This is a genomic window from Pseudomonas sp. YeP6b, assembly GCF_025642995.1.
In the GTDB taxonomy this organism is placed as follows: Bacteria; Pseudomonadota; Gammaproteobacteria; order Pseudomonadales; family Pseudomonadaceae; genus Aquipseudomonas.
This window is the reverse complement of the sequence record NZ_CP080090.1, coordinates 5,597,399-5,623,518: the sequence shown is the minus strand read 5'-3', so window position 1 is coordinate 5,623,518 and position 26,120 is coordinate 5,597,399. Positions and strand designations below refer to the sequence as shown.

The 26,120-nt window shown below is 60.0% G+C and carries 19 protein-coding genes and 2 tRNA genes; 10 read left to right on the top strand and 11 right to left on the bottom strand.

Going from position 1 to position 26,120, the window contains the following annotated elements:
- The first annotated feature begins 81 nt into the window (after positions 1-81).
- Positions 82-3,633 (top strand): transporter substrate-binding domain-containing protein, encoded by a 3,552-nt coding sequence (locus tag KZH41_RS25375; RefSeq protein ID WP_263275137.1) that lies wholly within the window; start codon positions 82-84, stop codon positions 3,631-3,633.
- A 71-nt stretch (positions 3,634-3,704) separates the two neighbouring features.
- Positions 3,705-4,949, top strand: a complete 1,245-nt coding sequence (locus KZH41_RS25370; protein ID WP_242152350.1) for an EAL domain-containing protein — start codon at positions 3,705-3,707, stop codon at positions 4,947-4,949.
- Here KZH41_RS25370 and KZH41_RS25365 read toward each other — a convergent pair.
- Positions 4,918-5,571 carry a response regulator transcription factor gene (locus KZH41_RS25365; RefSeq protein ID WP_263273925.1) on the bottom strand — a complete coding sequence of 218 codons (654 nt, stop codon included), beginning with the start codon at positions 5,569-5,571 and terminating at the stop codon, positions 4,918-4,920. The two genes, KZH41_RS25370 and KZH41_RS25365, sit on opposite strands and share 32 nt — an antisense overlap.
- A gap of 296 nt (positions 5,572-5,867) precedes the next feature.
- Between KZH41_RS25365 and KZH41_RS25360 the strand changes: the two genes are divergently transcribed.
- The gene (locus tag KZH41_RS25360; protein WP_094951953.1) at positions 5,868-6,152 is read left to right on the top strand and encodes a DUF3509 domain-containing protein; all 285 of its coding nucleotides are present in this window, start codon (positions 5,868-5,870) and stop codon (positions 6,150-6,152) included.
- A gap of 182 nt (positions 6,153-6,334) precedes the next feature.
- On the opposite strand, the gene KZH41_RS25355 is transcribed toward KZH41_RS25360, so the two are convergent.
- Both KZH41_RS25355 and KZH41_RS25350 read right to left on the bottom strand, forming a co-directional pair.
- The gene (locus tag KZH41_RS25355) at positions 6,335-7,219 is read right to left on the bottom strand and encodes a TIGR02285 family protein (protein ID WP_094951954.1); all 885 of its coding nucleotides are present in this window, start codon (positions 7,217-7,219) and stop codon (positions 6,335-6,337) included.
- A complete protein-coding gene (locus tag KZH41_RS25350; RefSeq protein WP_094951955.1) occupies positions 7,219-8,418 on the bottom strand; it encodes a CaiB/BaiF CoA transferase family protein in 1,200 nt (399 codons plus the stop codon). Before KZH41_RS25350 ends, KZH41_RS25355 begins: the two co-directional genes overlap by 1 nt.
- Positions 8,419-8,566: 148 nt before the next feature.
- Between KZH41_RS25350 and KZH41_RS25345 the strand changes: the two genes are divergently transcribed.
- From KZH41_RS25345 to recJ, 3 genes are all read left to right on the top strand, one after another.
- Entirely contained in the window at positions 8,567-9,109 is a 543-nt protein-coding gene (locus KZH41_RS25345; RefSeq protein ID WP_003193952.1) for a YaeQ family protein, read from the top strand.
- Positions 9,110-9,236: 127 nt separating this feature from the next.
- Positions 9,237-10,612, top strand: a protein-coding gene (locus KZH41_RS25340; RefSeq protein ID WP_406991834.1) for an IS3 family transposase whose coding sequence is annotated in 2 segments (ribosomal slippage) — positions 9,237-9,716 and positions 9,719-10,612 — 1,374 coding nt in all. Because the reading frame shifts where the segments join, the coding sequence is not laid out codon by codon here.
- A gap of 132 nt (positions 10,613-10,744) precedes the next feature.
- Positions 10,745-12,454 carry a single-stranded-DNA-specific exonuclease RecJ gene (gene recJ / locus KZH41_RS25335; protein WP_094951956.1) on the top strand — a complete coding sequence of 570 codons (1,710 nt, stop codon included), beginning with the start codon at positions 10,745-10,747 and terminating at the stop codon, positions 12,452-12,454.
- Positions 12,455-12,590: 136 nt separating this feature from the next.
- Here the strand turns inward: recJ and KZH41_RS25330 are convergent, their stop codons facing one another.
- The 4 genes from KZH41_RS25330 to KZH41_RS25315 all read right to left on the bottom strand — a co-directional run bounded on the left by KZH41_RS25330 (position 12,591) and on the right by KZH41_RS25315 (position 17,207).
- Complete coding sequence (locus KZH41_RS25330) at positions 12,591-13,877, bottom strand: virulence factor family protein (protein ID WP_242152344.1); 1,287 nt, start codon at positions 13,875-13,877, stop codon at positions 12,591-12,593.
- On the bottom strand, positions 13,877-16,516 hold the full coding sequence (gene mprF / locus KZH41_RS25325) for a bifunctional lysylphosphatidylglycerol flippase/synthetase MprF (RefSeq protein WP_263273924.1): 2,640 nt from the start codon (positions 16,514-16,516) through the stop codon (positions 13,877-13,879). Before mprF ends, KZH41_RS25330 begins: the two co-directional genes overlap by 1 nt.
- Positions 16,517-16,795: 279 nt before the next feature.
- A tRNA-Met gene (locus KZH41_RS25320) sits at positions 16,796-16,872 on the bottom strand.
- 258 nt (positions 16,873-17,130) lie between these two features.
- Positions 17,131-17,207, bottom strand: a tRNA-Met gene (locus KZH41_RS25315).
- A 280-nt stretch (positions 17,208-17,487) separates the two neighbouring features.
- On the opposite strand from KZH41_RS25315, the gene dinB reads away from it, so the two are divergent.
- Positions 17,488-18,546 (top strand): DNA polymerase IV, encoded by a 1,059-nt coding sequence (gene dinB, locus KZH41_RS25310; RefSeq protein WP_094953014.1) that lies wholly within the window; start codon positions 17,488-17,490, stop codon positions 18,544-18,546.
- Positions 18,547-18,614: 68 nt separating this feature from the next.
- Here the strand turns inward: dinB and KZH41_RS25305 are convergent, their stop codons facing one another.
- From KZH41_RS25305 to KZH41_RS25290, 4 genes are all read right to left on the bottom strand, one after another.
- A complete protein-coding gene (locus KZH41_RS25305) occupies positions 18,615-19,568 on the bottom strand; it encodes a hypothetical protein (RefSeq protein ID WP_263273923.1) in 954 nt (317 codons plus the stop codon).
- 20 nt (positions 19,569-19,588) lie between these two features.
- Positions 19,589-21,304 (bottom strand): proline--tRNA ligase, encoded by a 1,716-nt coding sequence (locus KZH41_RS25300; RefSeq protein ID WP_094953012.1) that lies wholly within the window; start codon positions 21,302-21,304, stop codon positions 19,589-19,591.
- A 195-nt stretch (positions 21,305-21,499) separates the two neighbouring features.
- Positions 21,500-23,032 carry an AmpG family muropeptide MFS transporter gene (locus KZH41_RS25295; RefSeq protein ID WP_094953011.1) on the bottom strand — a complete coding sequence of 511 codons (1,533 nt, stop codon included), beginning with the start codon at positions 23,030-23,032 and terminating at the stop codon, positions 21,500-21,502.
- A gap of 43 nt (positions 23,033-23,075) precedes the next feature.
- The gene (locus KZH41_RS25290; RefSeq protein ID WP_094953010.1) at positions 23,076-23,438 is read right to left on the bottom strand and encodes an MGMT family protein; all 363 of its coding nucleotides are present in this window, start codon (positions 23,436-23,438) and stop codon (positions 23,076-23,078) included.
- Positions 23,439-23,571: 133 nt separating this feature from the next.
- On the opposite strand from KZH41_RS25290, the gene KZH41_RS25285 reads away from it, so the two are divergent.
- From KZH41_RS25285 to KZH41_RS25275, 3 genes are all read left to right on the top strand, one after another.
- A complete protein-coding gene (locus KZH41_RS25285) occupies positions 23,572-24,579 on the top strand; it encodes a DUF481 domain-containing protein (RefSeq protein ID WP_094953009.1) in 1,008 nt (335 codons plus the stop codon).
- Between the two features lie 102 nt (positions 24,580-24,681).
- Complete coding sequence (locus tag KZH41_RS25280) at positions 24,682-25,413, top strand: HugZ family protein (protein WP_094953008.1); 732 nt, start codon at positions 24,682-24,684, stop codon at positions 25,411-25,413.
- Positions 25,414-25,479: 66 nt separating this feature from the next.
- Entirely contained in the window at positions 25,480-25,956 is a 477-nt protein-coding gene (locus tag KZH41_RS25275; RefSeq protein ID WP_024077215.1) for an FxsA family protein, read from the top strand.
- Positions 25,957-26,120 lie beyond the last annotated feature (164 nt).

Genomic DNA, 26,120 nt, shown 5'->3' with positions numbered 1-26,120 from the left:
CGAGCCATACTTGCGCGGCGACTGACAAGAACAATCAAGGAAACCCAACCGGTGAGTATATCGACCCGAGCACGCGTGTGGATGACGTGCGTGTTGTTGCTATTGCCGGTCTCGGCAAGCCTGGCCGCTGTCAGCCTGCCGTTCAAACTGGTGCCGGCGTTTATAGCCATGGAGCCCATGCCCCTGACGGCCAGCGAGCAACAATGGCTTGCAGCGCATCGGCCATTAAAGGTGGGCATCTCGATTGATGACTATCAACCGATTGATATCACACGCGACCGCAATCGCTACCAAGGCATCAGCGCCGATTACCTGAGCCTGATCGGCGCGCGTTTGAATGCGCCGATGCAAGTACTGGGTTTTTCCGAACGGGCGCAGGCGGTAGAAGCGTTGCGGACCGGTGCCATCGATATCCTCACCAGCGCCAATGGCTACGAGCGTGACGTGCCGGGGCTGCGCTTTACCGCAGACTATATGCCGGACCGTTCGGTGGTGGTTGTGCGTCGGGATGACACCACCCAGAACGAGAGCCTTGAGGACAAGAAGGTGGTGTTGCTGGACGGCTACGCCAACGTCAAGAACGTCCATCAGGCGTATCCCGGCAGCCACATCATGCTGGCACCGAATCTCTACAGCGGTTTGGAAGCGTTGGCACAAGGCGATGCCGATGCGTTTATCGGCAACGAAGTGATCGTGCGTGCGTACACGGCGCTGCGGCCCCATCTGGGCTTGCAGATCAAAGTGGAAAGCCGGCTGGCGCCCATTGGTTTTGCCTTTGCCACACGCGAGGCCGACCCGCAGTTGGGGGCGATGATGGACCAGGCGCTGTCGAGTATCGACGAGTCCGTGCAGCGCGAAATCCTCGCGCGCTGGACCACCGGCCTGGGCGTCGGGGTGGTCGCTGAGCGCATAGCGCTGTCGGCCTCGGAACGCGCATGGGTGCTCCAGCATCCCCATGTGGTGGTGGCGTCCCAGCCACTCTCGCCGTACCTATTCAAGGACAAGGACGGCCAGTGGGTGGGGCTGAATGTGGACTTGCTCAACCGCATTTCACGCACGACCGGCTTGCAGTTTGTCATGGAGGAAGTGGCGTCCACGGCACAATCCTTGGCGTTGCTGGAAACGGGCAGGGCGGACATGAACACCACCCTGGCCGAGAGTCAGGAGCGCAAGGCATTCCTCAATTTCAGCCATGGTTTTGGTGGCTCCGGCTGGGTGTTTATCCAGCGCGCGGACGAGCCGCCAGTGGCCAGTTTGAGCGAGCTTTCAGGCAGGGTGCTGGCGCTGCCGTCACGGCATGTCCTGGAAGGGTACATTCGTCGCGAACACCCTGGGATCGAACTGCGCTCGGTCGATACTTACGCCCAGGCCCGCGAACTGGTAACGCGGGGCGATGCGGCGGCGACTATCCAGAGTGAAGTGGAAGTACAGAGCTACCCGGCCGATGAGTTGCGCATCGGTCGCAGTGTCGAGGGCAAGTGGTCGGCCAACTGCTTCTCGGTGCGTAAGGATCAGCCCGAACTGCTGAGCATTCTGAACAAAGCGTTGGAGGCGCTTCCGGTAGCGGAGTTGAGCGCCCTGCGTATGCGTTGGCTTGGGGCCGTGCCGGTCCTGGTGCCCGCCTGGCAACGTGTGCCGCCCTGGGCCTATTGGACGGTCGCCATGGCGTTGTTGTTTGTGCTGGTGTCGCTGGCATGGAACAGCCGGCTTAAGCGCCAGATTCGTCAGCGCCTGCAGGCCGAGCAACGGCTTAACGACCAGTTAGCGTTCAAGAGCGCACTGCTGGACGGGATGCCCAACCCGGTGTTCGTTCGCGACCTGGCCGGGCGGCTGGTGACCTGCAACACCCGCTATGAGCAGCAATTGGCGACCACGCGAGAACAGATCAAGGGCCTGACGCTGATGGAGAGCGGCCTGTTGCCCGAAGCCGTTGCTGCGCGCTTGCACGCCGAGCACATGGAGCAGTTGGCAACGCAACAGTCGCTGTTCGTAGACCGGCAATTGGAGTTCAACGGTGGGACCTTTCATGTCTACCAATGGACGGTGCCGTTCTTTGACGCGAAGGGCCAATTGCAGGGGTTGCTCGGTGGCTGGATCGACATCAACGAGCGCAAACTCCTGGAACACCAGTTGATGGACGCACGCCAGGCCGCTGACGAAGCGAACTACGCCAAAAGCGCCTTTCTTTCGACCCTGAGCCACGAGATTCGCACACCGATGACCGCCATTATTGGTTTGCTTGAGTTGGAGCAAGAACGGGCACTGGCCGAAGGTAATACCGTGTCCGAGGCACTGCAGGTGGCCCATCGTTCTGCACGAGAGTTGATTGCCCTGATCGGTGACAGCCTGGACCTGGCGAAGATTGAAGCCGGCCATCTGCAACTGGCGCCGCAGACCACGGACTTGAGAAGTTTCTTTGAGGGCATACAGCGGCTGTTTGAAGCCATGGCGCAAAAAAAAGGCCTGCATTTGACACTGGCTTTTGATCCCGCTGCGCAAGGGCACTACTGGTTCGACCCGCTGCGCCTGCGCCAAGTCCTCCATAACTTGTTGGGTAACGCGCTCAAATTTACCCAGCGCGGTGAGGTTCGCGTCAGTGTCGAGTGCAAGCGTGATCCGGTGGGTGCTGAATACTTGCATCTGTGTGTGGAAGACAGCGGCCCCGGCATCGGTATTGAGCAGCAGGCGCGGGTGTTCAAGCCGTTTATACAGGTCAGCGCGCTGACGGCTGCCGAGCACGGTGGGACCGGCCTGGGCTTGAGCATCTGCCAGCAGCTGGTGGAATTGATGGGCGGGCGCATCACCTTGAACAGTGTGGTGGGGGAAGGCACGGCAGTGTGTATCGACCTGTATCTGGACCGGGTCAGCAGTGACGATGTGCCTGCGGCACTTGCTGCGTCGTTGCCTGTCGCTGGCCGCAGCCTTTCGGTGCTGGTGGTCGATGACCTGCCGGCCAATCGTCTGGTGCTGGTTCAGCAGCTACAGTTTCTGGGCCATCAGGTCGTGGCCGTCGACTCGGCGGAGGCCGCCTTGCAGTGCTGGCGACGGGAGGTGTTTGACGTGCTGGTCACCGATTGCAACATGCCGGGCATGTCCGGCTACGCCTTGAGCGAGACGATCCGCCAAATTGAAGCGCGCGAGCAACGACCGCGCAGTGCGCTGGTGGGCTGCACGGCCAATGCCTTCGATGACGAACAGCAGCGCTGCCGCGAGGCAGGAATGGATGAACTGCTGGTCAAGCCCGTGACCCTTGAACACTGGACGCGCGTGCTTGCTCGCTTGGCGCCTTCGCGCTCGTTCAGTATCCAGACCCTGCGGGCCATGACCCAGGCCGACGGGCCAGTGTTGCAGCGCATGTTGCAGGAACTCGCCAGGAGCCTTGAGCAGGAACACAACGTGATGGCCGCCGCCATGACGGAACACGACCTGGCCCGGCTGTCGGCCTCTTTGCACCGGCTGAAGGGGATTTGCTGCCTGGTGGATGCATTGCCGCTGGCCAAGGCCTGCGTGGCGCTTGAAGCCTGTATCCGGGATACGCGTAACGCACAGATCAACGTGCACTGGGTGACGCTGTGCGAAGCCTTGGTCGAGTTCCGGCGCGAGCTGGACGCCTGTCTGAATCAGCCTGAATAGGACATGTCCTATGGGGAAGGCGCGGGTTTTTGACTAGTCTGTAGACTCTCGCTTTCCCCGGTTACGTGTCCATGCGCTCACTCAAAGTCCTGATTCTTGAAGACAACCCTTTCCAGCTGATGGCCCTGCATCAGATGCTCAATGCCAACGGCGTGTTCAATGTGCTCACCGCCGAAACGGTTGACGCTGCCCGCCAGTCCCTGGAAAGCAAGGGCGCGGTGGACATTGCGATATGTGATCTGTACCTGGAGCAGGGCGATGGTCTGGAGCTGATTCGCGAAATGGCCGAACGCCGCCAGGCTCAAGTATTGATCCTGCTGAGCAACGCCGAGCCGGATGTGTTGGACGGGGTGGCGAACATGGCGCGGCAGTTGGGGCTCAACGTGCTCGGCTGCTTGCCCAAGCCTGCGTCGGCAACACTGATCGGGCAAATGCTGACGGCTTGCCAGGCACGCTTGCGGCCGGGGTTGCCGGGGACGTCCTGGGAGCGGGTGCGCCAGTTATTGGGGGTGAGCGACATCGAGCCGTTGCCGCCTTCTGCGGACGTGAGCCAGGTTGCGATCGCACGCTCTGGCACTGTCTGGTATCAGCCAATCGTCAGCCAGGCAGGCGCGTTGCAAGGTGTGGAGGCGCTGGCACGTTGGCAGGCCCCGCAAGGCGAGTTGCTGTTACCTGACGAATTCCTGCCGGTGCTGGAATTTGCCGGAATGGAAGAGGCGTTTACCTGGCACGTGCTCGAACAAGCGCTGGGCCTGGCCTGCCAAGTGAAGCACGAGACCGGCCAAGTGCTACCGGTGGCGGTGAACATTCCGGGGCGGATGCTGGAGCGCTCGCACTTCCCCGAGGTGTTGCAAGGCTTGCTGCAGCTTCATGGTGTACCCGCGCATAGCTTGACCCTGGAACTGGTGGAAACCTCGCGGTTGAAGACTGACAGCGCCCACGTCACCGGCTTGCTGCGGTTGCGGATGATGGGGTGCAAGCTGTCCATCGGTGATTTCGGCGTGGGCGGTACCAGCCTGCAACGCTTACTGGAGTTGCCCTTCAGCGAGCTGAAAATTCCCCCGGCGTTTGCCAGCGGCATGGCCAGTGACGATCGCAAGGCGGCGGTGGTTGCCGGCGCCATGAGCATGGCCGGGCGACTGGGCATCGGTGTGGTGGTCACCGGGGTTGAAAGCGCTGCCGATTATCACGCGGTGGGTGAACTGGGCGCGGCATGGCTGCAAGGCTGCTTTATTGCCCGGCCCATGGGCGCTGAGGCACTGAAACAATGGATTGCGTCTCAGGCTAGGCCAGCCCGTGTTCCTGTACGTAGATGAACAGGGCCGCATCGTTGTTCAAGCCAAGCTTGCGCATGGCGCTGACTTTTTGCGCGCTGACGGTTTGTTTGCTGCGATGAAGGTGCGCGGCGATCTCGCCCACCGTCAACCCTCCCGCGAGCAGGCGGATGACTTCCAATTCGCGGGGTGACAGCGCGTCCAGGGAGTGCACACGATCGTCACCGCCCAGGTTCAATGCCTGACGGATCGCGTGGGCTACGTAGCGTCGCCGCTGCCGCACGTGGCGGATGGCTTGCGGCAGCTCATCGGCGAGGCTGGCCTTGCTCAACAGGCCCATGACGCCCAGTTCGAGGATGGCATGAAACAACCCCGCGTTATTGAGCATGGTCACCACCACAATCGGCAGAGCCGGGTAATGTCGGCGCACCTGTTCAATCAGGCGCAAGCCGTCTGCGTGTGGGGCGGCGGGCATCATGAAGTCGGTGACCAGCACATCGCAGGCGCACTGTCGCAACAGCTCGGCAAGGGCCTCGGGGGAACTGGCTTCACCGACGATCGTCAGCCGTTCGTCGCGCTCCAGCACCGCCCGCAGGCCGATGAGGAAAATCGGGTGGTCATCGGCCAGGACGATGCGAAGTGGCGATTCAGACGCAGCTCTCAAGACAGGCTCCCGGGATAATTCGGGGATTTTAGCCTGTAAAGCGAAGGAGCTGCATGAGGGCAGGGTCAAGCACTGTGTAAAACGCCGTTTTCCCCGCAAAACAGCCACCCTTTGCGTAAGCAGTTAGGTGCGGCCGTTTTTTGCTTGTCATGTTGCAAGCGCATGCTGGTTCACGTCACTCCCTGACGACCCCATAAAGACGATAAAGCGAACTTTCCTACGTCATAACCAGTCACTTAGAATAGAGGCAGCTGCCGTTGAAACGATTGTTCCCGAACTATTGAGTGGTGATCGAGATGGAAAGTATCAGCCTATTGCTCGAAGAAGCACTGAGCCCTTATCAGGTGACATTGACCACCGCAGGTGTGCAGGGCGAATGCCTGGTGACCGTTAAGAACCCGGCCGGCGCCATCGTTGTCGAGCGTGAAGTCGACCGCGCGCAATTGACTGATAAACGCGTGCTGGTGGATGTGGTGGATTGCCTGCTGCGCGACCTGAAAATCGCCGAAGGGCGTCTGGAGCCTTCCGTCATCGCGGCATTGCGCAACGCTGCCCAGACGCGCAATGGCGCCGCTGCATGAAGAATTGTTTATCTAGGGAAACTTCCTACAGCATGGCCGGTCAGATTTTGTAACAGCAAGAGCGAACATTGTGCTCCGGTGTTTGTGGCTTGTTGTACTGGTCTTTGTAGGCCACGTTTAACCCCGAAGTGTCTCCCCACTCTTCGGGGTTTCTTTTTGCCTGCGATTTGCCTTGTGATTGCTCAGCGCTCCGGCGAATCCTGGAAAAAGCTCGGGTTGTCGCGCAAATACTGCTCGCGCATGACCGGGTCCAACCACAACAAGTAGGACTGCAGAAGCTGTTCCTGTGGGATTTCGCGTAGTACCTGGTCGATCCGCGCGATCGCCTGGCGACCTTGGGGCGTGTCCGAGCAACCGATATGCGTACGCTGGTAAGGCGCTGAGCCCTTGATGGGATAGAACATCAAGTCCTGCGGCGCAATGCCCTGCTGTGTGGCGTGATAGCGGATTTCCGGCCAGTAGCCCAGCACCGCTTCCAGCCGCCCAAGGCGCTGCATTTGCAGCAGACTGCCAAGCGCGTCATTGCCGTAATGCAGTGCCAGGATGTGTGAGTCGACGCCTTTTAGCTGTGCATCGATGACCGGGCCGTAGCTGCGTTCGGCGGTCGCGCCAATGCGTGCTTTATGCGAGTCGAGAAAGGCTTGCAGGTCAAATTGGCCCTCGGCAATAAAGGGCGCCATTTGCTGATACTGGCTTCGTCGCAGGGTCACCCCGTTGCTCGCCACCACGAAGGCCTGGGCCGAAAACACAACGTATGTCGCGCGTTCCGGCGTCCATAGCAGCGCCGGGTCGCAGGTCAGCGAGGCTGCGCGCAGCATTTGAATGCTGCGGGCGCGGTTGACGTGCATCATGGTATGACGGTACTCCGGCAGGCGCTCGCTGAGTATCGGTAGCAACTGATCCAGTACGCCCTGGCCTTTTTTTGGCCCCTCGAAGATGGTCACTGGCGGCAGGTCGCGCAGCAGCCAGGTCAAGGTGTCCTGAGCATGCGAGGTGAGCGGCCATACGCCGAATACTGAGCCGAGCAGGCACAGCTGAATGAACCGACGCGTGCGCGGGTGAGCCATCAGATCGCGCCGTCCTCACGCAAGCGGGCAATGGCGGCCGTGTCATAGCCCAACGCATTGAGCACTACGCTGTTGTGTTCACCCAGTTGCGGGCCGACCCACTCACAACTGCCTGGCGTGTCCGAGAGCTTGGGCACGATCCCCGGCATCTTGAAATCCTTGCCGCCCGGCAACTTGGCCTTCAGAAACATTTCCCGCGCCAGAAACTGCGGGTCACCGAGCATGTCTTCGGCGCTGTAGATACGACTGGCCGGGACCTCAGCCTTGTTGAGCTGCTCAACCACTTGCTCCAGCGGCAGTGAGTTGACCCAGCGGTCGATCACGCCGTACAGCTCGTCACGGCGGCTGTCGCGCCCGTCATTGCTGGCCAAGACCGGGTCATTGGCCAGGTCCTCACGGCCAATCGCCGACATGAAACGCTTGAAGATCGCATCGCCATTGGCGCCGATTTGCACGTGCTTGCCATCGGCACTGGTATGGATCGACGAAGGCGTGATGCCGGGCATGATGTTGCCGGTGCGCTCGCGGATAAAGCCGAACACGTCGAACTCCGGGATCATGCTCTCCATCATTGCGAAAATAGCTTCATACAGCGCCACGTCCACCACCTGGCCAAGCCCGCCGTTGACCTCGCGGTGACGCAGCGCCATCAGCGCGCCGATCACCGCCCACAAGGCGGCGATCGAATCGCCGATGGAGATCCCGGTGCGTACCGGCGGGCGGTCGTCAAAACCGGTGATATAGCGCAAACCGCCCATCGACTCGCCCACCGCGCCGAACCCCGGCTGGTCTTTCATCGGCCCGGTCTGGCCAAAGCCCGAAAGGCGCACCATCACCAGCTTGGGGTTCAGTGCATGCAGGGTTTCCCAGCTCAGGCCGAGTTTTTCCAGTACGCCGGGGCGAAAGTTTTCGATCAGGATGTCGGCGTCTGCCAACAGCTGTTTAAGGATCGCCAGGCCATCGGGGTGCTTGAGGTTGAGGGTCAGCGACTGCTTATTGCGCGCCTGCACAAACCACCACAGCGAGGTGCCCTCATACAGCTTGCGCCATTTGCGCAACGGGTCACCGCCGTCCGGGGATTCAACCTTGATCACCTCTGCGCCGAACTCGGCGCAGATTCGCGACGCAAACGGGCCGGCGATCAGGGTGCCCAGTTCGATGACTTTCAGGCCGGCAAGCGGTTTGGCATTAAGCGACATGAGGATCCTTAGCAAGCGTGGGCGGTGGTGTGATGCCTTTTAACATAGGCGAGCCCCCTTGGGATAAGGATGATGCAGCGCAGTATTCGTTGATTGGCCCCGCCATCGGTTAGACTGGCCGCCTTTCCCTGTCTCTAGAAGCCCGTTCATGGCCCAGCCGTCCACGACCTACAAATTCGAACTCAATCTCACCGACCTCGATCGTTCGGTGTACGAGAGCGTCAAACAGACCATCGCCCGCCACCCTTCGGAAACCGAAGAACGCATGACCGTGCGCCTGCTGGCCTATGCCCTCTGGTACAACGAGCAACTGGCGTTTGGTCGTGGTCTGTCCGATGTGGATGAACCAGCCCTGTGGGAAAAAAGCCTGGATGATCGGGTTCTGCACTGGATTGAAGTCGGCCAGCCTGACGCCGACCGCCTGACTTGGTGCTCGCGCCGTACCGAACGCACCAGCCTGCTGGCCTATGGCAGCCTGCGTGTATGGGAAGGCAAAGTGGTGCCGGTGGCCAACAACCTGAAAAACGTACACATCGCCGCCGTGCCGCAGGAAGTCCTCGAGACCCTGGCCAAGGACATGCCGCGCGTGATCAAGTGGGACGTGATGATCAGTGAAGGCACGATTTTTGTGACTGATGATCGCGGCCAGCACGAAGTGCAGCTGCAATGGCTGGTTGGCGAGCGCGGTTGAAAACTGTGGGAGCTGGCTTGTGTGGGAGCGGGCTTGCTCGCGAAAGCATCAACGCGGCGTAACTGCTTGACCGAGGCGTGAAGTGCGCCCCAGAAGTTGGACACCCGTCCAACTCCTGAGGCTTTTCATGAGCAAATACACGACGCAGTTCAAGCTTTCCGCCATTACCACTTTCCTTGAGCAGGGCCGAGGCTTTCGCCGCATAGCCGCTCAATTTCAAATGGATCCCACCTTGCTTCGTCGTTGGGTGGAGGCTTACCGATTACATGGCGAAGCCTGTCTAAGCAGAACCGGCGAACGCTACAGTCCCTTGTTCAAGTTTTCAGTGCTGCAACGCATGTGGCGCGACTCCTTATCCTTGCGCCGCGCAGCGGCGCTCTTCAACCTGGGTAACTCAAGCCAGGTGGGCAGATGGCAACAGCAGTATTACAGTGGCGGTATTGAAGCCCTGGAGTCAGGGAAAAAAGGATCGATTACCGCTATGCCCAAGCCGCCTTCTAAACCGCGTAAAACTACCACCCCACTCACCGACGCACAGCTTGCACACAAGGCATTACTCGATGAACTGCAGTATTTGCGCATGGAGAACGCCTACCTAAAAAAGCTTGGAGAGTTGGGCGAGGCGGTGATGAGGCGAGAGAGAGAAGCGAAGAAAAAGCCCGATTAGTCACTGAGCTCAAACAAGCTTTCCCCTTGAGTGATTTGCTCAAGCTGGTAGGTCTTGCGCGAAGTACGTACTACTACCAACTCAAGGCGATGGGCGTTGCGGACCGGTTTATCTCGATCAAAGCCTCTATCCAGACGATCCAAGACGAGAATGAGGGCCGCCTTGGTTACCGTCGGATGACTTTAGAGCTACGTAAGCAAACGCCGTTGATCAACGGTAAAACGGTACGACGGCTGATGGGAGAGTTAGGCCTGAAATGCACAGTGCGACCGAAAAAATACAAATCGTATAAAGGGCCAATGGGAGAGGTATCGCCCAATATCCTGGCTCGTCAGTTCGAAGCTGAGCAACCAAATCAGAAATGGGTGACCGATGTCACCGAGTTCAAAGTGGCCGGCAAAAAGCTGTATCTGTCCCCAGTACTGGACTTGTACAACGGAGAGATTGTGGCCTATAAGACCGCCGTCCGCCCCCAATACGCCTTGGTAGGCGACATGCTGGAGCTGGCCCTTGAGCGCTTGCCCGAAGGCGCCAAACCCATGCTGCACTCGGATCAGGGCTGGCACTATCGACACTCAAAGTATCGGGAAAAACTGGAAAAAGCTGGGTTGGAACAGAGCATGTCTCGCAAAGGGAACTGCTATGACAACGCCACAATGGAAAGCTTTTTCGGTACCCTGAAGTCGGAGTTTTACTATCGGGAAAGCTTCGACAGCGTTGCTCAGCTGCAGGCCGGGCTGGATAAGTACATCCATTACTACAACCATAAGCGAATCAAAACGAAGCTTGGCGGACTGAGCCCTGTGGCTTACAGAACCCGGTCCGCGGTAGCCTAACCATTAGCTGTCCAACTTTTGGGGCGCACTTCAGCGCCTGCATCGCAGGCAAGCCAGCTCCCACATTTGATCCACTGCATTTTCAACATCCCTGTTTAACCGTTGTATTAGAAGAGAAGCACCCGCCACCTCATGCGTATCGATCCTCGCCCGTTGCCCGCCGTCCTGCCGTTTCTCGGTGAACTGCCACCGCTGTTGACCCGTCTCTACGCCGCGCGCGGGGTGCAGTCTGAAGCCGAGCTGGACAAGAGCCTGGCGCGGTTGATTCCTTACCAGCAGCTCAAGGGCATCGATGCCGCGGTGGACCTGCTGGTGACGGCCTTGGAGCAGCGCCAGCGCATTCTCATCGTCGGTGACTTCGACGCCGATGGCGCCACTGCCAGCACGGTGGGCACCTTGGGCCTGCGTTTGCTCGGTGCGGCGCATGTCGACTACCTGGTGCCCAACCGCTTCGAGTACGGCTACGGCCTGACCCCGGAAATCGTCGCGGTGGCGCTGCAGCGCGAGCCGCAGTTGCTGATTACTGTGGATAACGGTATTTCCAGTGTCGAAGGCGTGGCGGCGGCGAAGGCGGCCGGTTTGCAGGTGTTGGTCACCGACCACCACTTGCCGGGCGATGAGTTGCCGGCGGCAGACGCCATCGTCAACCCGAACCAGCCCGGCTGTGAGTTCCCCAGCAAGGCGCTGGCCGGCGTCGGCGTGATCTTTTACGTGTTGATGGCTTTGCGTGCGCGGTTGCGCAGCCTGGGCTGGTACGACAACAAGCCGCAGCCGAACATCGGCGAATTGCTTGATCTGGTGGCCTTGGGCAGCGTCGCTGACGTGGTGCCCCTGGACGCCAACAACCGCATCCTCGTCCATCAAGGCCTGGAACGCATTCGTGCCGGTCGTGCGCGGCCGGGCATCAAGGCGATCCTCGAGGTCGCCAAGCGCGACCACGCGCGCATCACCTCTACCGATCTCGGTTTCATTCTCGGGCCGCGCCTGAATGCCGCCGGGCGCCTGGATGATATGAGCCTGGGCATCGAATGCCTGCTCACCACCGACTTCGCCGCCGCGCGGGAAATGGCGGCGCAACTGGACGGTATGAACCAGGACCGCAAATCCATCGAACAGGGCATGCAGCGCGAGGCGCTCGCCCAGCTCAAGGATTTGCCGGTGGAATCGATGCCGTACGGTTTGTGCCTGTTCGACCCGGAATGGCACCAAGGCGTGATCGGCATTCTGGCGTCGCGGATGAAAGAGCGGTATTTCCGCCCGACCATCGCCTTTGCCGACGCCGGCGACGGCCTGCTCAAGGGCTCAGGGCGCTCTGTGCAGGGTTTTCACATCCGTGATGCCCTGGCGGTCGTTGCCAGCCAGCATCCCAACCTGATCGCCAAGTACGGCGGTCACGCCATGGCGGCGGGTCTGACGTTGCCCGAGGCGAATTTCCCACTGTTTGCCGAAGCCTTTGACGCTGAAGTACGTCGGCAACTGCGTGAAGAAGACCTCACCGGGCGCTTGCTGTCTGACGGCACCTTGGCCGTGGAAGAGTTTCACCTGGAACTGGCGCGCGCATTGCGGCATGCCGGGCCGTGGGGGCAGCATTTTCCAGAACCGTTGTTTCACGGCGTGTTTCAGTTGGTCGAACAACGCGTAGTGGGCGAGCGGCACCTGAAAGTGGTGCTCAAGAGCGAATGCGGGTCAGTGAAGCTTGATGGCATTGCGTTTGGTGTGGACCGTGAAGTCTGGCCGAACCCGACGGTGCGTTGGGTGGAGTTGGCCTACAAGCTGGACGTGAACGAGTTCCGTGGGCAGGAAACTGTGCAGTTGATGATTGCGCATATCGAACCGCGCTAGTTATTCGGCACGCCGCAAACAAATGTGGGAGCGGGCTTGCTCGCGAATACGGAGTGTCAGTCAAGGTTGCTGTGACTGATCCACCGCTTTCGCGAGCAAGCCTGCTCCCACATTTGGTTTTGCATAAAGCCTAGAGTTACTCGGCTTTGTCCTTGGCCTGGTGCTTCACGATGATGTCTACCAGCCGCTGCGCCAGCGCCGGGTAGTTTTCATCAAAGTGATGCCCGCCTGGCAGCTTCACCGCTTCGCCAACAGCGGTCTTGTCGGTGCAGCCACTCTCGTCGACTTCTTCGGCGCCGTAGATGCACACCACTTTGTCAGCCGGCAGTTTGGCCATTTCCGGGCCGGTCGCGGCTTCTTTGCCGGCGTTGCCCAACCAACCTTCCACTTCGATTTCAAAGCTACCGGTACGTGCGAACGCCAGCAGGATGATTGCATCCACGCGCTGCTGTTCGTTTTCCGGCATGCGGTTGTAGATCGCCGGCAGTACGTCAGCGCCGAACGAGTAGCCGGTCAGCACGAAGCGCTTGGTACCCCATTTCTGCCGGTAGTGCTGCATCAGTTCGGTAAGGTCTTTGGCGCTCTGTTCCGGGGTCTTGTGCTGCCAGTAGTAGCGCAGGGTGTCGATGCCGACCACCGGGTAGCCGATCTTGGCCATTTCACCGGCCACGTCACGGTCCAGGTCACGCCAGCCGCCGTCACCGGAGAGGAACAGGGTAACGGTGTCCTTGGCTTGGCCCGCCGGCACTTCCACCACAGGAATCGCCAGGCCGCCGTTGTCCGAACCGACCAATTGCTTGCGCAGTTCGTTGTTCAGCACTTGTGGGTAATGAATGTCGTAGTCGCTGATGCTGGTGGTCGCGCGCGGAGTGTCGCGTACGAAACTGGCGCTTTCATCGTCAGGGTTATCGTTCCACGCCACCAGCCAGTTGCCATGGGCGGAGGTCTTCGGCAGCGGGTCCTTGCAGCCTTCCTGTACCAGGGCGAAGCCGACGGAGATGGCGTTGGCCTTGTCGTCGTTCTGTGTGGCCAACCAGCGCCAGGCGAGCGCAGCGCCAGGGCCGATGCCGCTGACCAGGGTCGCCGGGCCTTTAAGCTGGGCCAGGGCGCTTTGCAGCGCTTGTTCCTGCAGCTTGCAGTCATCTTTTGGCAGGACCACTTGAACGATTTGAGCTGCGCCGCCCTTGCTCAGGGCAATCAACTGGCTGTCGGTCAGGGTTTCATCGGCCATCACGGCCACCGCCACACGGGCTTTTGCCGAGCCGTTAGGCGTTACACGGGTCATCACCGAGCCGTCAGCCTGGGGCAGTTGCTCCAAGGTCGGTTGCGGGGCAGGGCGGTTCCAGTACCAAAAGCCACCCGCCGCGATCAGCGCGAGCAGCACTACAAAGGCCAACACATACCGCCAGGAGCGTCGAATCATCAGCGTTTCACCAATCCAGTCAAGCCGCCCGCAATCAGGGCAGCGGTATCGGCCAGTGCCACCAGCGGATCAAGTCCTGCGGGCACGGCCATATAGCGGGGTTCCCAGTCAGGCTGGAACTTGTCTTTAAAGCGGCGCAAACCTTGGAAGTTATACAGTTGCTCGCCACGGCGGAACACCATTGAGCCCAGGCGTTGGGTCAGTGGGGCGCCACGGCGGGGTTGCAAGCCCGACAATGGCACCATGCCGAGGCTGAAGCGGGCGTAGTCGTGGTTCTTATAATGTTGAATCAGGCCAACCATCATGAATTCCATGGTCAGCTTCGGCGCGTCCGGGTGCGCACGCATCAGGTCGAGACTGGCCAGGTCGTGGTTGTAAGTCTCGAGCAAGTTGGCGAAGGCCACCGGGCGCCCTTCGAAGCGAATGATCGCGATGCGAAAGTGCTTGAGGTAGTCGTCGCTGAAACGGCCTAGCGAAAAGCCCTTTTCCCGCACGTTCTTGCCCGTCAGCCAGGCATCGGAGATGACTTTGAGTTCATCCATCGGCGCCTGGCCCGGGTCGAAGATCTCCAGGGACAGGCCGTCCCGGGTGCCACGGTTCCAGGTGTAGCGCAAATCCTTCATCTCTTTGCCCTTGGCTTCCAGGTCAAAGCGTTTCAGGTCGACGCGGGCTTCTTCACCCAGCTTGATCGCGGTGAGGCCAATGTCCATGTAGTACGGCAGGTTCTCGGCGCGTACCTGGTAGAACACCGGGCGCGCGTGATGGATGTCGCACAGGTCACGGAACTGCCAGATCATCTCGGCGCGCGGTTGGGTCGGGCCGATTGGGTCATACAAAGCCACCAGGCTGCGCCCGCGACGGGCGTACATCAGGAAGGCTTCATCGTTGGGGTGGAACAGCAGCGCCTTGTCACCGGTCAGTGCCAGGCCGCCGTCGGGTTGGGACGAGGCCATCAAGATCTTGGTGGCGCGTTCCAGTTCATCCGGGGTCGGCAGGTGGATCACCGGGCGCGCGGTGCGCAGCAACCAGGTCAACGAGACGATCACCAGCAGCACCGCCGCACCCAGCAACGAGCGCAGGCCGCGTGGGGCGTTGGCATCCAGGGTGAACTGCCACCACAGCTGATGGCTGTAGGGTACGTCTTGATAGGCAAACAGCAGCAGCCAGATCGAGGCCCCCAGCACGCACACGCTGGCCACCAGGTAGAGCGGCGAGAACGGCAGCTCGGTCAGGCGGCTGGCGCGGTAGAACGAGCGCCGGAAGATCGCCAGCAGCACGGCGGTCATGATCATCAGGCTGGCTTCTTCCCAGTCGAAGCCTTTAAGCAGCGAGAGCAGGGCGCCGGTCAGCAGCAACACCATGGTCAGCATCCAGGCGGCGGATAAACGCCGACGCAAACCTTGGGCAAGCAACAGGCACAGCACGCCGATCAGGCTGGCACCAAAGTGCGAGGCGTCAATCAGGCGGTGGGGAATCAGGAAGCCGATGTTTTCCAGGCGTGAGTCGATTTCCGGCGTTGCGCCGGAAAACAGCAGGACCACGCCGGACAAAAAAACCAGTACGGCCAGCACCGGTGCGGCCAAGCCTGAGGCCACCCGCAGGCTTTGCTGGGTCTGGAACAGGCGCTGGGCTTCGTTGACCAGCAGGAACACACAGGCGATCAGCAGTGGCAGTACCACATAGATCATCCGGTACAGCAGCAGGGCGGCGGCCAATGGCGCGGCACCCAGCTTGTCGGCAAAGGCGGCGAGCAGAATCGCTTCGAATACACCCACGCCGCCCGGTACATGGCTGAGCACACCGGCGGCCAGGGCCAGCAGGTACACCAGCAGGAAGGGGCCGAACGGCGGCGCTTCCGGCAGCAGCATATAAAGGACGGTGGCGGCGGCGGCAACGTCCAGTGCGGTAATCACCAGTTGCAGGAGCGTCAGGCGCCGGCCGGGCAGGCGCAGCGTGCGGCGACCCGCCTTGACCAGCAGGTTGTCCGGGTAGGGTTGTTCCGCCAGGCGGCGGCGATAGATGCCGATGCACAGCGCGACCGACAGCAGCACCGCACCCGCAATGCCACCCAGCAAACCTTGCGACAGGTGCAGGTAGGTCGATGCTGCCGGCAAGTTGCTCAGCGTGACCAATGCAGCCAGCGGCGGCAGGGCGCAGCCCAAGGCCAGGCTGGCGAACACGGTCATGTGCGCGACTTCTGAAGCCCCGATGCCATGGCGTGCATATAAACGGTAGCGCACCGAACCGCCGGAGAGCATCGACAGGCCAATGGCATTGCCGATGGCAAAGGCGGTGAAGCCACCCAGGGCCAAGGTTTTGGCGGGCAGCTTCACCCCGGCATAGCGCGCGCCGGAGAACTCATAGCCCAACAGAATGATGAAACCGATGACCGCCGCCGCAAACGCACCCAGCAGGGCGGGCTTGGGCACTTCCAGGATCGAGTCGTGGAGAGCGTACAGGTCCAGTTCCAACAGCAGGTGTCGGCAGGCGATCAGGGCGATTGCGAACAGCAACAGGGTAACGGCCAACCCGATGGGCTGACGGTATTTGCTCAACAGATCCAGCCAGCGCAAACGGGCGGGTGTGATCGGTTGTGTCGCTGTGACGGTGTCTTGTGGTTCAGACGAGTTGGCGCGCATCAATCACCTCGTGGATTGTGCGCGACAGGATGGAGGTATCCAGCCAAGTTACCAATCCCTATGGACAAAATAATTACAAATATTAACGCGTATCGCCGGGTGCGGCGACTGCGGCCATTGGTCGTAGAGGGTAGCGCTTGAGCATTGAGCATAGCGTGCAATGAGATGGACTCTACAAACCGTATACGGTTTCATGAAAGATGCCATGCCATTGTTTCAGAAGAACTTTTTCGCCAGATACAAAAAAGGCCACTCTTTCGAGTAGCCTTTTTTGATGTTTGGTTGCGGGAGCCGGATTTGAACCGACGACCTTCGGGTTATGAGCCCGACGAGCTACCAGACTGCTCCATCCCGCGTCTGTGGGCGGCATTCTACAGCGCAACGACGAGGTGTCAACCGTTAATCGGCCGATGGGTCAAATTAGTGTGAATTAGTGGCTCAAGCGACCTAAGTTCTCGTTTGGAAACGGTTTTTGTAGTGAGCGGGCTTGTCGAATCGTCGCACCACCCGCGACGGGTTGCGGAGCAGCCCGTCGTGAAGTTCACGCGCTCTGGTCTTTAGAAAATAGACGCGCACAAAAAAGGCCACTCTTTCGAGTAGCCTTTTTTGATGTTTGGTTGCGGGAGCCGGATTTGAACCGACGACCTTCGGGTTATGAGCCCGACGAGCTACCAGACTGCTCCATCCCGCGTCTGTGTGTCGGCATTCTACAGAGGAACGCAGGTGTGTCAACCTGTGAATAGAAGAAAAGCGCTTGTGGTTCAACCGCTTAGCTCTCCAAAGCGTGCCTTGGAAGGGCTCGGGGCCAGTCGGGCCGAGGGTTTCAGCTCTATCGATGGGCTGATTTCGATTGAAAAAATAAATTCATCTGCGAGATTTCCCACCGTTCAAACGGAAGATTCAAACTACTGGTGCTATATACAGGTGTGAGTGCGATACTGGCCGCCCGTTGGATTACACCCTCTGTTTATATGACGCAGCGCAAAATCATCCACGTCGACTGTGATTGCTTCTACGCCGCCATCGAGATGCGCGACGACCCGAGCCTGGCGCAAAAGCCCCTGGCGGTTGGCGGCTCGGCGGACAGAAGAGGGGTGATCGCTACCTGCAACTATGAGGCGCGGGCGTATGGCGTGCGGTCAGCCATGTCGTCACGCCACGCCTTGAAGCTGTGCCCGGACCTGACCATCGTTAAGCCGCGCATGGATGCCTATAAGGAAGCGTCGAAGGAAATCCAGACGATCTTTCGTGATTACACCGACCTGATCGAACCGCTGTCACTGGACGAAGCCTTCTTGGACGTCTCTGACAGCCCGCATTTTGGCGGCAGTGCCACGCGTATCGCCCAGGACATTCGCCGTCGGGTCTCCAACCAACTGCACATCACCGTGTCAGCAGGCGTTGCGCCGAACAAGTTCCTGGCCAAGATCGCCAGCGACTGGAAAAAGCCCAACGGCCTGTTTGTGATCACCCCGGACCAGGTCGAAGACTTCGTGTCCCAGTTACCGGTAAACAAGTTGCACGGCGTCGGCAAGGTCACCGCCGACAAGCTGGCGCGCTTGGGCATTGAAGACTGCCTGCAATTGCGTGAGTGGAACAAGCTGGCGCTGGTGCGTGAATTCGGCAGTTTTGGCGAGCGGCTCTGGAGCCTGGCCCGTGGGATTGATGACCGCGTGGTGCAGAACGATAGCCGCCGGCAATCCATCAGTGTGGAAAACACCTACGACGTGGACCTGCCGGATCTCTCAAGTTGTTTGGCGAAGCTGCCCGAGCTGATGGAAACCCTGGCCGGGCGTATGGCGCGCATCGACAGCAGCTATCGGGCGGGCAAGCCGTTCGTCAAAGTGAAGTTTCATGACTTTACCCAGACCACCTTGGAGCAAGCCGGGGCAGGGCGGGATCTGGAGAGTTATCAACAGCTGTTGACCCAGGCGTTCAATCGCGGTGGTAAACCGGTGCGGTTGCTGGGGATTGGGGTGAGGTTGCTCGACCTAAGCAGCGGCAATGAACAGCTCGAGTTCTCCTGGTAGAAACCCAAAACCACCTGTGGGAGCTGGCAAGCCAGCTCCCACAGGTGTATTTCGGTGTTCTCGGGAATTCAGCGAGCCCCAGGATCCGCCACCAATCGCCCCGCATCCTTGGTCAGTGCCTGCAGAAACTCCTGCTGCAACTCGGGATCATTGCGGGTCAGTTCGATCAGGCTTTGTTCCAGCTCACTGGCTTCCTCTTCCAGGCCCAGTTCCGACAGACGCTTGACCCTGTGCACCCACTGGTTGACTTCGTCATCTTCCAAGTCGTCGTAAATCAGGCCATGGGCTTCCAGCAACTTGCCGCGCAGGGTGTTGCTGATCGCCAGGGTGGAGTCCGAATGCACGTCGTCCTGGCCATCTTCCACGCTGATCTTTAGGGTCGTGACGCGGTTCAGGTCCTGCTCGGCAAATGGGCTGTCCAACAGGTTCAGGCGCAGTACGCCGTTGCGGTCGGTGGTCAGCTCATGGGTCTGCTTGCCGGCGGTGACCTGTACCGGGCGTTCGCTCCAGGGCAGGCTCGAATACTCCGTGCGCTTGTCGCGCTGGACTTCATCAATGCCGGCCAGGTTCTGTTGCGCACGGCCGTGGGATTGCACGTTCATGAACAGGTTAATGCCGTCCACGCCGTAGCTCAGCCAGTCGCGGGTCATGCTGGTGGGCAGGTTGCCGAGGGCGAAAATGTTCGCCACGTTGGCCCCCGCGCCCGCCACCAAAGCGACCGCGCCCAGTGGCATCTCGTAGAGTTTGCGCCAGGGTTGGTAGGGCGTGTAGCGATCGTAACGGCGGGTGACTTCGAATTCGGTGACCTCAAAGGTCTTCTGCTCGTGAATGCGAACCCGGCGTTGCGGCAGTTCCAGCACTTTGGGTTCGCCTACATCGATCTGCAGGCTGTGATCGAGCAACTTACGCTCGATCCGCTCCTCGTGCTCACTGCGTTGCGACATCTGGTTGGCGCAGCCGCTGACCAGCAGGGCGCCGCACAAGGCGGCGCCCCCCAGGGCTCTGGTGTTTCGCTTGAACATGACTTCTCTTGATCTGATTTTCAGCGACGAATACGCGCCTGAAGGAAAGACAGCACGTCAGCCACCGGCAACGGTTGGGCTTCGGCTTCGGTCCGGCTCTTGTATTCCAGATTGCCATCGGCCAGGCCGCGGTCACTGACCACGATCCGGTGCGGGATGCCAATCAGTTCCATGTCGGCGAACTTGATGCCCGGGCTGGTTTTCTTGTCCCGGTCATCCAGCAACACTTCAAAACCGGCGGCCGTGAGTTCGGCATACAGTTTGTCGGTGGCTTCGCGTACTTGCTCGGTTTCATAGCGCAGCGGTACCAAGGCCACTTGGAACGGCGCCAGGGCGTCACTCCAGATGATGCCTTTCTCGTCGTTGTTCTGCTCGATGGCAGCAGCCACCACGCGGGACACACCAATGCCGTAGCAGCCCATGTCCAGGGTGATCGGCTTGCCGTTCTCGCCCAGCACTTCGCACTTCATCGCCTTGCTGTACTTGTTGCCCAGCTGGAAGATGTGCCCGACTTCGATGCCGCGCTTGATTTCCAGGGTGCCCTTGCCATCCGGGCTTGGGTCGCCGGCCACTACATTACGCAGGTCGGCCACGGTCGGAACCGGCAGGTCACGTTCCCAGTTCACGCCAAAGTAGTGCTTGTCGTCGATGTTGGCGCCGATACCGAAGTCGCTCATCAGCTCGACCGAACGGTCGATGATGATCGGCAGCGGCAGGTTCAGCGGGCCGAGCGAGCCGGCACCGGCGCCAATGGCGTCGCGCAGTTCGGCATCGCTGGCCATGACCAGCGGGCTGGCCACGCCAGGTTGCTGGGCAGCCTTGATTTCGTTGAGCTCGTGGTCGCCACGGATCACCAGGGCGATCAGCTTGCCTTCTTCTTCGGCGCGCACGATCAGGGTCTTGATGGTCTTTTCAATCGGCAGATTGAATTTTTCCACCAGGGCCGCGATGGTCTTGGTATCAGGTGTGTCCACCAGGCGCAGCGCTTCAGCCGGTGCTGGGCGGGAAGTCTCGCGTGGCACGGCTTCGGCTTTCTCAATGTTCGCCGCGTAGTCGGAACCGTTGCTGAACACGATATCGTCTTCGCCGGAGTCGGCCAGCACGTGGAATTCGTGGGAGCCGGCGCCGCCGATGGAGCCGTTGTCCGCTTCAACCGGGCGGAATTTCAGGCCCAGGCGCGTGAACACGTTGCAGTAAGCCTTGTGCATGCGGTCGTAGGTGACCTGCAACGAAGCTTGGTCGGCGTGGAACGAATAGGCGTCCTTCATGATGAATTCGCGGCCGCGCATCAAACCGAAGCGTGGGCGGATTTCGTCACGGAATTTGGTCTGGATCTGATACAGGTTCAGCGGCAGCTGTTTATAGCTGCTCAGCTCGTTGCGCATCAGGTCGGTGATCACTTCTTCATGGGTCGGGCCAGCACAGAAATCGCGGCCATGACGGTCCTTGAAGCGCAGCAACTCAGGGCCGTACTCTTCCCAGCGCCCGGATTCCTGCCACAGCTCAGCCGGTTGGGTGCTCGGCATCAACACTTCGAGAGAGCCGGCGGCGTTCATTTCTTCGCGAACGATCGCTTCGACCTTGCGCATCACCTTCAAGCCCATGGGCAGCCAGGTGTACAGGCCGGAGGCCAGTTTGCGGATCATACCGGCGCGCAGCATCAGCTGATGGCTGATCACAACCGCGTCGGAAGGCGTTTCTTTCTGTGTGGCGAGCAAATATTGACTGGTACGCATGGTAGGCCGTTGTCGGTTGCTTGGACTTGAAATGACTTGGGATTGTACGGGCGCAAACTGCTGGAGTACAGGTATCAGAATACAGAGGGGTCTGTGGGAGCGGGCTTGCTCGCGAAGGCGGTGTATCAGTCATGCATGTATCAACTGACACTGCGCCTTCGCGAGCAAGCCCGCTCCCACATTGACTGAGGTGAGTCAGTCTTCAGTGGGCGGGTTCAAACGAATTCGTCGATTTTCCTGAAACCAATGCAACGCAATCAGGAACAACGTCGGCACACCCAGCAAACAGGTAATCATGAAGAAGTTGTGATACCCGAACTTCTCCACCATCACCCCCGAATAGCCGCCAATCAGGCGAGGCAGCAACAGCATGATCGAGCTGAGCAGGGCGTATTGGGTGGCGGAGAACTTGAGGTTGGTCAGGCTCGACAGGTAGGCGACGAACGCCGAGGTGGCCAGGCCCGAGCTGAAGTTGTCCAGCGAGATGGTGAAAATCAGCATCTGCAGGTCGGGGCCCATGTCGGCGAGCGCGACAAACAGCAGGTTGGTGCCGGCCGAGGCGATGCCGCCGATAAACAGGATCGGCAGGATCCCGAAGCGCACGATCAACAGGCCGCCCATACCGGCGCCGAGCAGGGTCATGATCAGGCCGAAGATCTTGCTGACTCCGGCAATCTGGTCCTTGGTAAAACCCTGGTCGATGTAGAACACGTTGGCCATCACGCCCATCACCGTGTCGGACATGCGATAGGTCGCAATCAGCCCGAGCAGCAGCAACGCCTGCCAGCGGTAGCGCAGGATAAAGTCGTTGACCGGCGTCAGCACCGGCGCCAGCCCCCGGCGACCCATGGCCGACAGGCACAGTGCGGTGAGGATGATATAGAGGATGGCGCGCAGGAACGCGCGGTCTTCCATCAGCAGCTCCCACAGGCTCACGCCGTGGAACAGCACGCTGGCGAAGTCGGTGTTGTACAGCTGGGTGAACATCGCCGGGACCGACACCAGCAGCACGATCAGCACAAATACAGAAACAAGCTGATGCGCGAAGCTGTAGCGGCCGGCCTGCAACTGGGTGCGCAGTGGCACATTGGGCTCGCGCATGAAGAAGGTGGTCAGCAGCGCCGGGATCATCAGCAAGCCGAACAGCACGTAAGTGCCGGTCCACGCCGAGTGTTTATAGTTGAAGCCGGTGGAGCCGAAGCCTTCGGCGAAAAACAGTGCACCCGCCGTGGCCAGCAGGGCGGCGATGCGGTAACCGGACATGTAGCTGGCAGCCAGGGCCGCCTGGCGACTGTCGTCGGCGATTTCCAGGCGGTAGGCATCCACCGCGATGTCTTGGGTGGCCGACGCGAAGGCGACGATTACGGCAATGGCAATCAGCCAGGACAGGTGTTTTTGCGGGTCGCAAAAGCCCATGCCGATCAACCCGAGGATCACCAGCGTCTGGGCCAGCACCAGCCAGGAACGACGACGTCCGAGTTTACCGAGCAGCGGCAAGCGCCATTGGTCGAGCAATGGCGACCAGACCCATTTGAAGGCGTAGGCCAAACCGATCAGGCTCGCATAACCGATGGTCTCGCGGGCCACACCGGCCTCGCGCAACCACACTGAAAGCGTCGAGAACACCAACATGTAAGGCAAGCCGGCGGCGAAACCGAGCAACAACAACACTAACGTCGAGGGGCTGGCATAGGCGGCGAGCGCGGCGCGCCAGGTTTTACGGGGCATGGGCTGGAGTCTGCCTCAGATTTGCGGAAACAAAGCGCGCACTCTAACCGCTGTGCTCTACCGGGCGCCAGCCATGACGCTGAATATCAACGCGATTGTTCAGGATACTGACACCTTCACTGCGTAAACGCGCACGTTGTTCGTCGCCTGAGGCACTGCCCACCGGCAGACTTATCCGACCACCGGCACCCAGCACCCGGTGCCAAGGCAACCGAGTGCCCTCTGGCAGCTGGCTGAGCGTGCGCCCGACCCAGCGTGCCGCGCGGCCCAGCCCTGCCAGGTGGGCCAATTCGCCGTAGCTCACCACGCAGCCCTCGGGCACTTGCGCCAATGTCAGGTACAGCGCCGTGCGGCGCATGTCGGCCGGGCTTTGAGGGGGTTCGGCAGGTGGATTTACTGTGGGCATCGTCGGTGTCTTTGTAAGAAACGTCTGTAATCATGGTGTTGAGAATTGAACTCAACATAAATCCTTGAGTCAGTCCTAGCTATCTAACACGATAACGTCCCTTTTTCGCCAACTCCGAGCTCCGAATCCGCTTATGTTGTCCAGAACCCTGCTGTGCCTTGCTGTTTTCAGCGCTTCCACGCCCTTGCTCGCCGACACCGTCTGGTTGAAAAACGGTGACCGCCTGACCGGCAAGATCAAAGTCTTCGACGGTGGCAAGTTGCTGATTCAGACCAGTTACGCAGGGGCGATCCCGGTGGACTGGAAACAGGTGAAAACCCTGGAAAGTGACCAGGAGTTGCTGGTCAAACAGGACGCCTATACCGGCGAAAAAGCCAAATCCCTCAAAGCGGCAGATGATGGCAAGGTGGTGCTGGCCAATGGCGAAGCGCCGAAGACGGTTGAGTTGGCAAGCATCCAGCAAATCATCAAACCCAAGCCTGTGATCGAAGACCTGGTGTGGAAGGGCAACGTTGACCTGGCGCTGGACTACAAGCGTGCCGACAAAGACACCAACGACTACGACATCGACTTCAAGACCACCGCCCGCCACGGCCAGTGGCGTCATACCGGCAAAGGCGAATACAACCGCGAGTTCCAGGACGACGTCACCACCACCGACAACTGGGCGTTGGAATATGACTTGGACCGCTTCATCACCGAGCATTGGTATTGGCAGGGCCGCCTGACCTACAAGCGTGACAAGGTTGAAGACTTGTCCCGCCAACGCACCGTCGGTACCGGCCCGGGCTACCAGTTCTGGGACGATGAGCTGGGTGCGTTCTCCCTCGGCTCCTTGGTAAACCGCACCGACTATGAATATGAAAACGGCCGCAAGACCGACTTCTATTCCCTGGCCATGAAGTGGAACTACAACCGCTACCTCGTAGGCAAGACCGTGGAGTTTTTCACCAACGGCGAGGTGGGCAAGCCGCTCTCCGGGCCGTCCGAATACTCCTTGGATGCGGAGATGGGCCTGCGTTACAAAGTCACCGAATGGGCTTCGCTTAACCTTAAGGCCGAGCGCGACATCATCAGTGGCGAGTCGGAAGGTAGCTTGAGCAAGACCCGTTACACCGCAGGGTTTGGCGTGGCCTGGTAAGAGCACTCTGGCAACCTGCGCGGATATTGATTACCTTGTATTGAGATCCATTCCCATAGTCCCCATAGGCTGTGGGTGGCGGAATACCCGAGGAGTCATACGTTGAGCGCGCACGTTGCCAAGAACGCCCGAGAGCTGTTGCTCAAGGAATACCGTGGGGCTCTCTCCACATTGTCCAAAGCCATGCCCGGGTTTCCCTTCGGCTCCGTCGTACCGTATTGCCTCGACGAGCAGGGCCGCCCGCTGATCCTGATCAGCCGCATTGCCCAGCACACCCATAACCTGCAAAAAGACCCCAAGTGCTCGCTGCTGGTGGGTGAGCGCGAGGCCGATGATGTGCAGGCGGTGGGGCGCCTGACCTACTTGGCCGAAGCCGAGAAGCTTGAAGACGCCGCTGCCATTGAAGCGGCCGCCGAGCGTTATTACCGCTACTTCCCCGATTCGGCCAACTACCACAAAGCCCACGATTTTGACTTCTGGGTGCTCAAGCCCGTGCGTCACCGTTATATAGGCGGGTTTGGTGCGATCCACTGGGTCGACCAACTGACCTTGGCCAACCCGTTCGCGGGCAAGGCTGAGCGCAGCATGATCGAGCACATGAACAGCGATCACACCAAGGCCATCGCGCATTACGTCGAACTGGCCGGTTTGCCGACCACCGAGCCTGCGCAATTGGCCGGCGTCGACAGTGAAGGCATGCACCTGCGCATTGGCCAATCCCTGCATTGGTTGCCTTTTGCGGAGCCTTGCAATAATCCGACACAAGTACGCGAAGCCCTGGTTTTATTGGCCCACGCCGAGGTCTGGCCGAAAAAAGAGCGCGCCAACGCTTGAATTCACGAAACGGCGACGTCATCTAGGGTGGACTGGCAAGGCATTCTTGCGTTGAGGAACCATTTGATGCGCCCTTTTTTATTGCTCTTTCTGCTGTTCCCGGTGTTGGAGCTGTTCGTATTCGTTCAAGTCAGCGGTGCGATCGGGTTTTTCCCGGCACTGTTACTGATCATTCTCGGCTCGATGCTCGGCGTGCTGGTGCTGCGCGTCGCCGGCCTGGCCACGGCGTTGCGTGCTCGTGAAAGCTTAAACCGCGGCGAACTGCCAGCCCAAACCATGCTTGAAGGCCTGATGATGGCCTTGGCCGGTGGCCTGTTGATCCTGCCGGGTTTCATCAGCGACGTGGTCGGCTTGGTCATGCTGCTGCCGTTTACCCGCAAGCTGCTGGCCGGCAAGATGCGCCAGCGTGCCGAAGAGGCGGCGATTCGCCAACGTGCGTTCGCCGACGACCTGCAACCCCGTGGTGGCCCGGCTCCACGCCAGCCGTTGGGGCGTGAAGGTGATGTGATCGAAGGCGAGTTCGAACACCGCGACAGCAAATAACCGCTTTATGGGCACGGCACCTATGGGTGTCGTGTTGCTTTTGGTCGTCAGCAGACACAAAAAATTTCCGCTACGACCCCTTGTAATAAGCTTATGCGCCCTTATGTAACGGTCACCGCAAGGTTTCTGGTGGCGACACCAGACAGACTTCCGCGTCTTGCTTG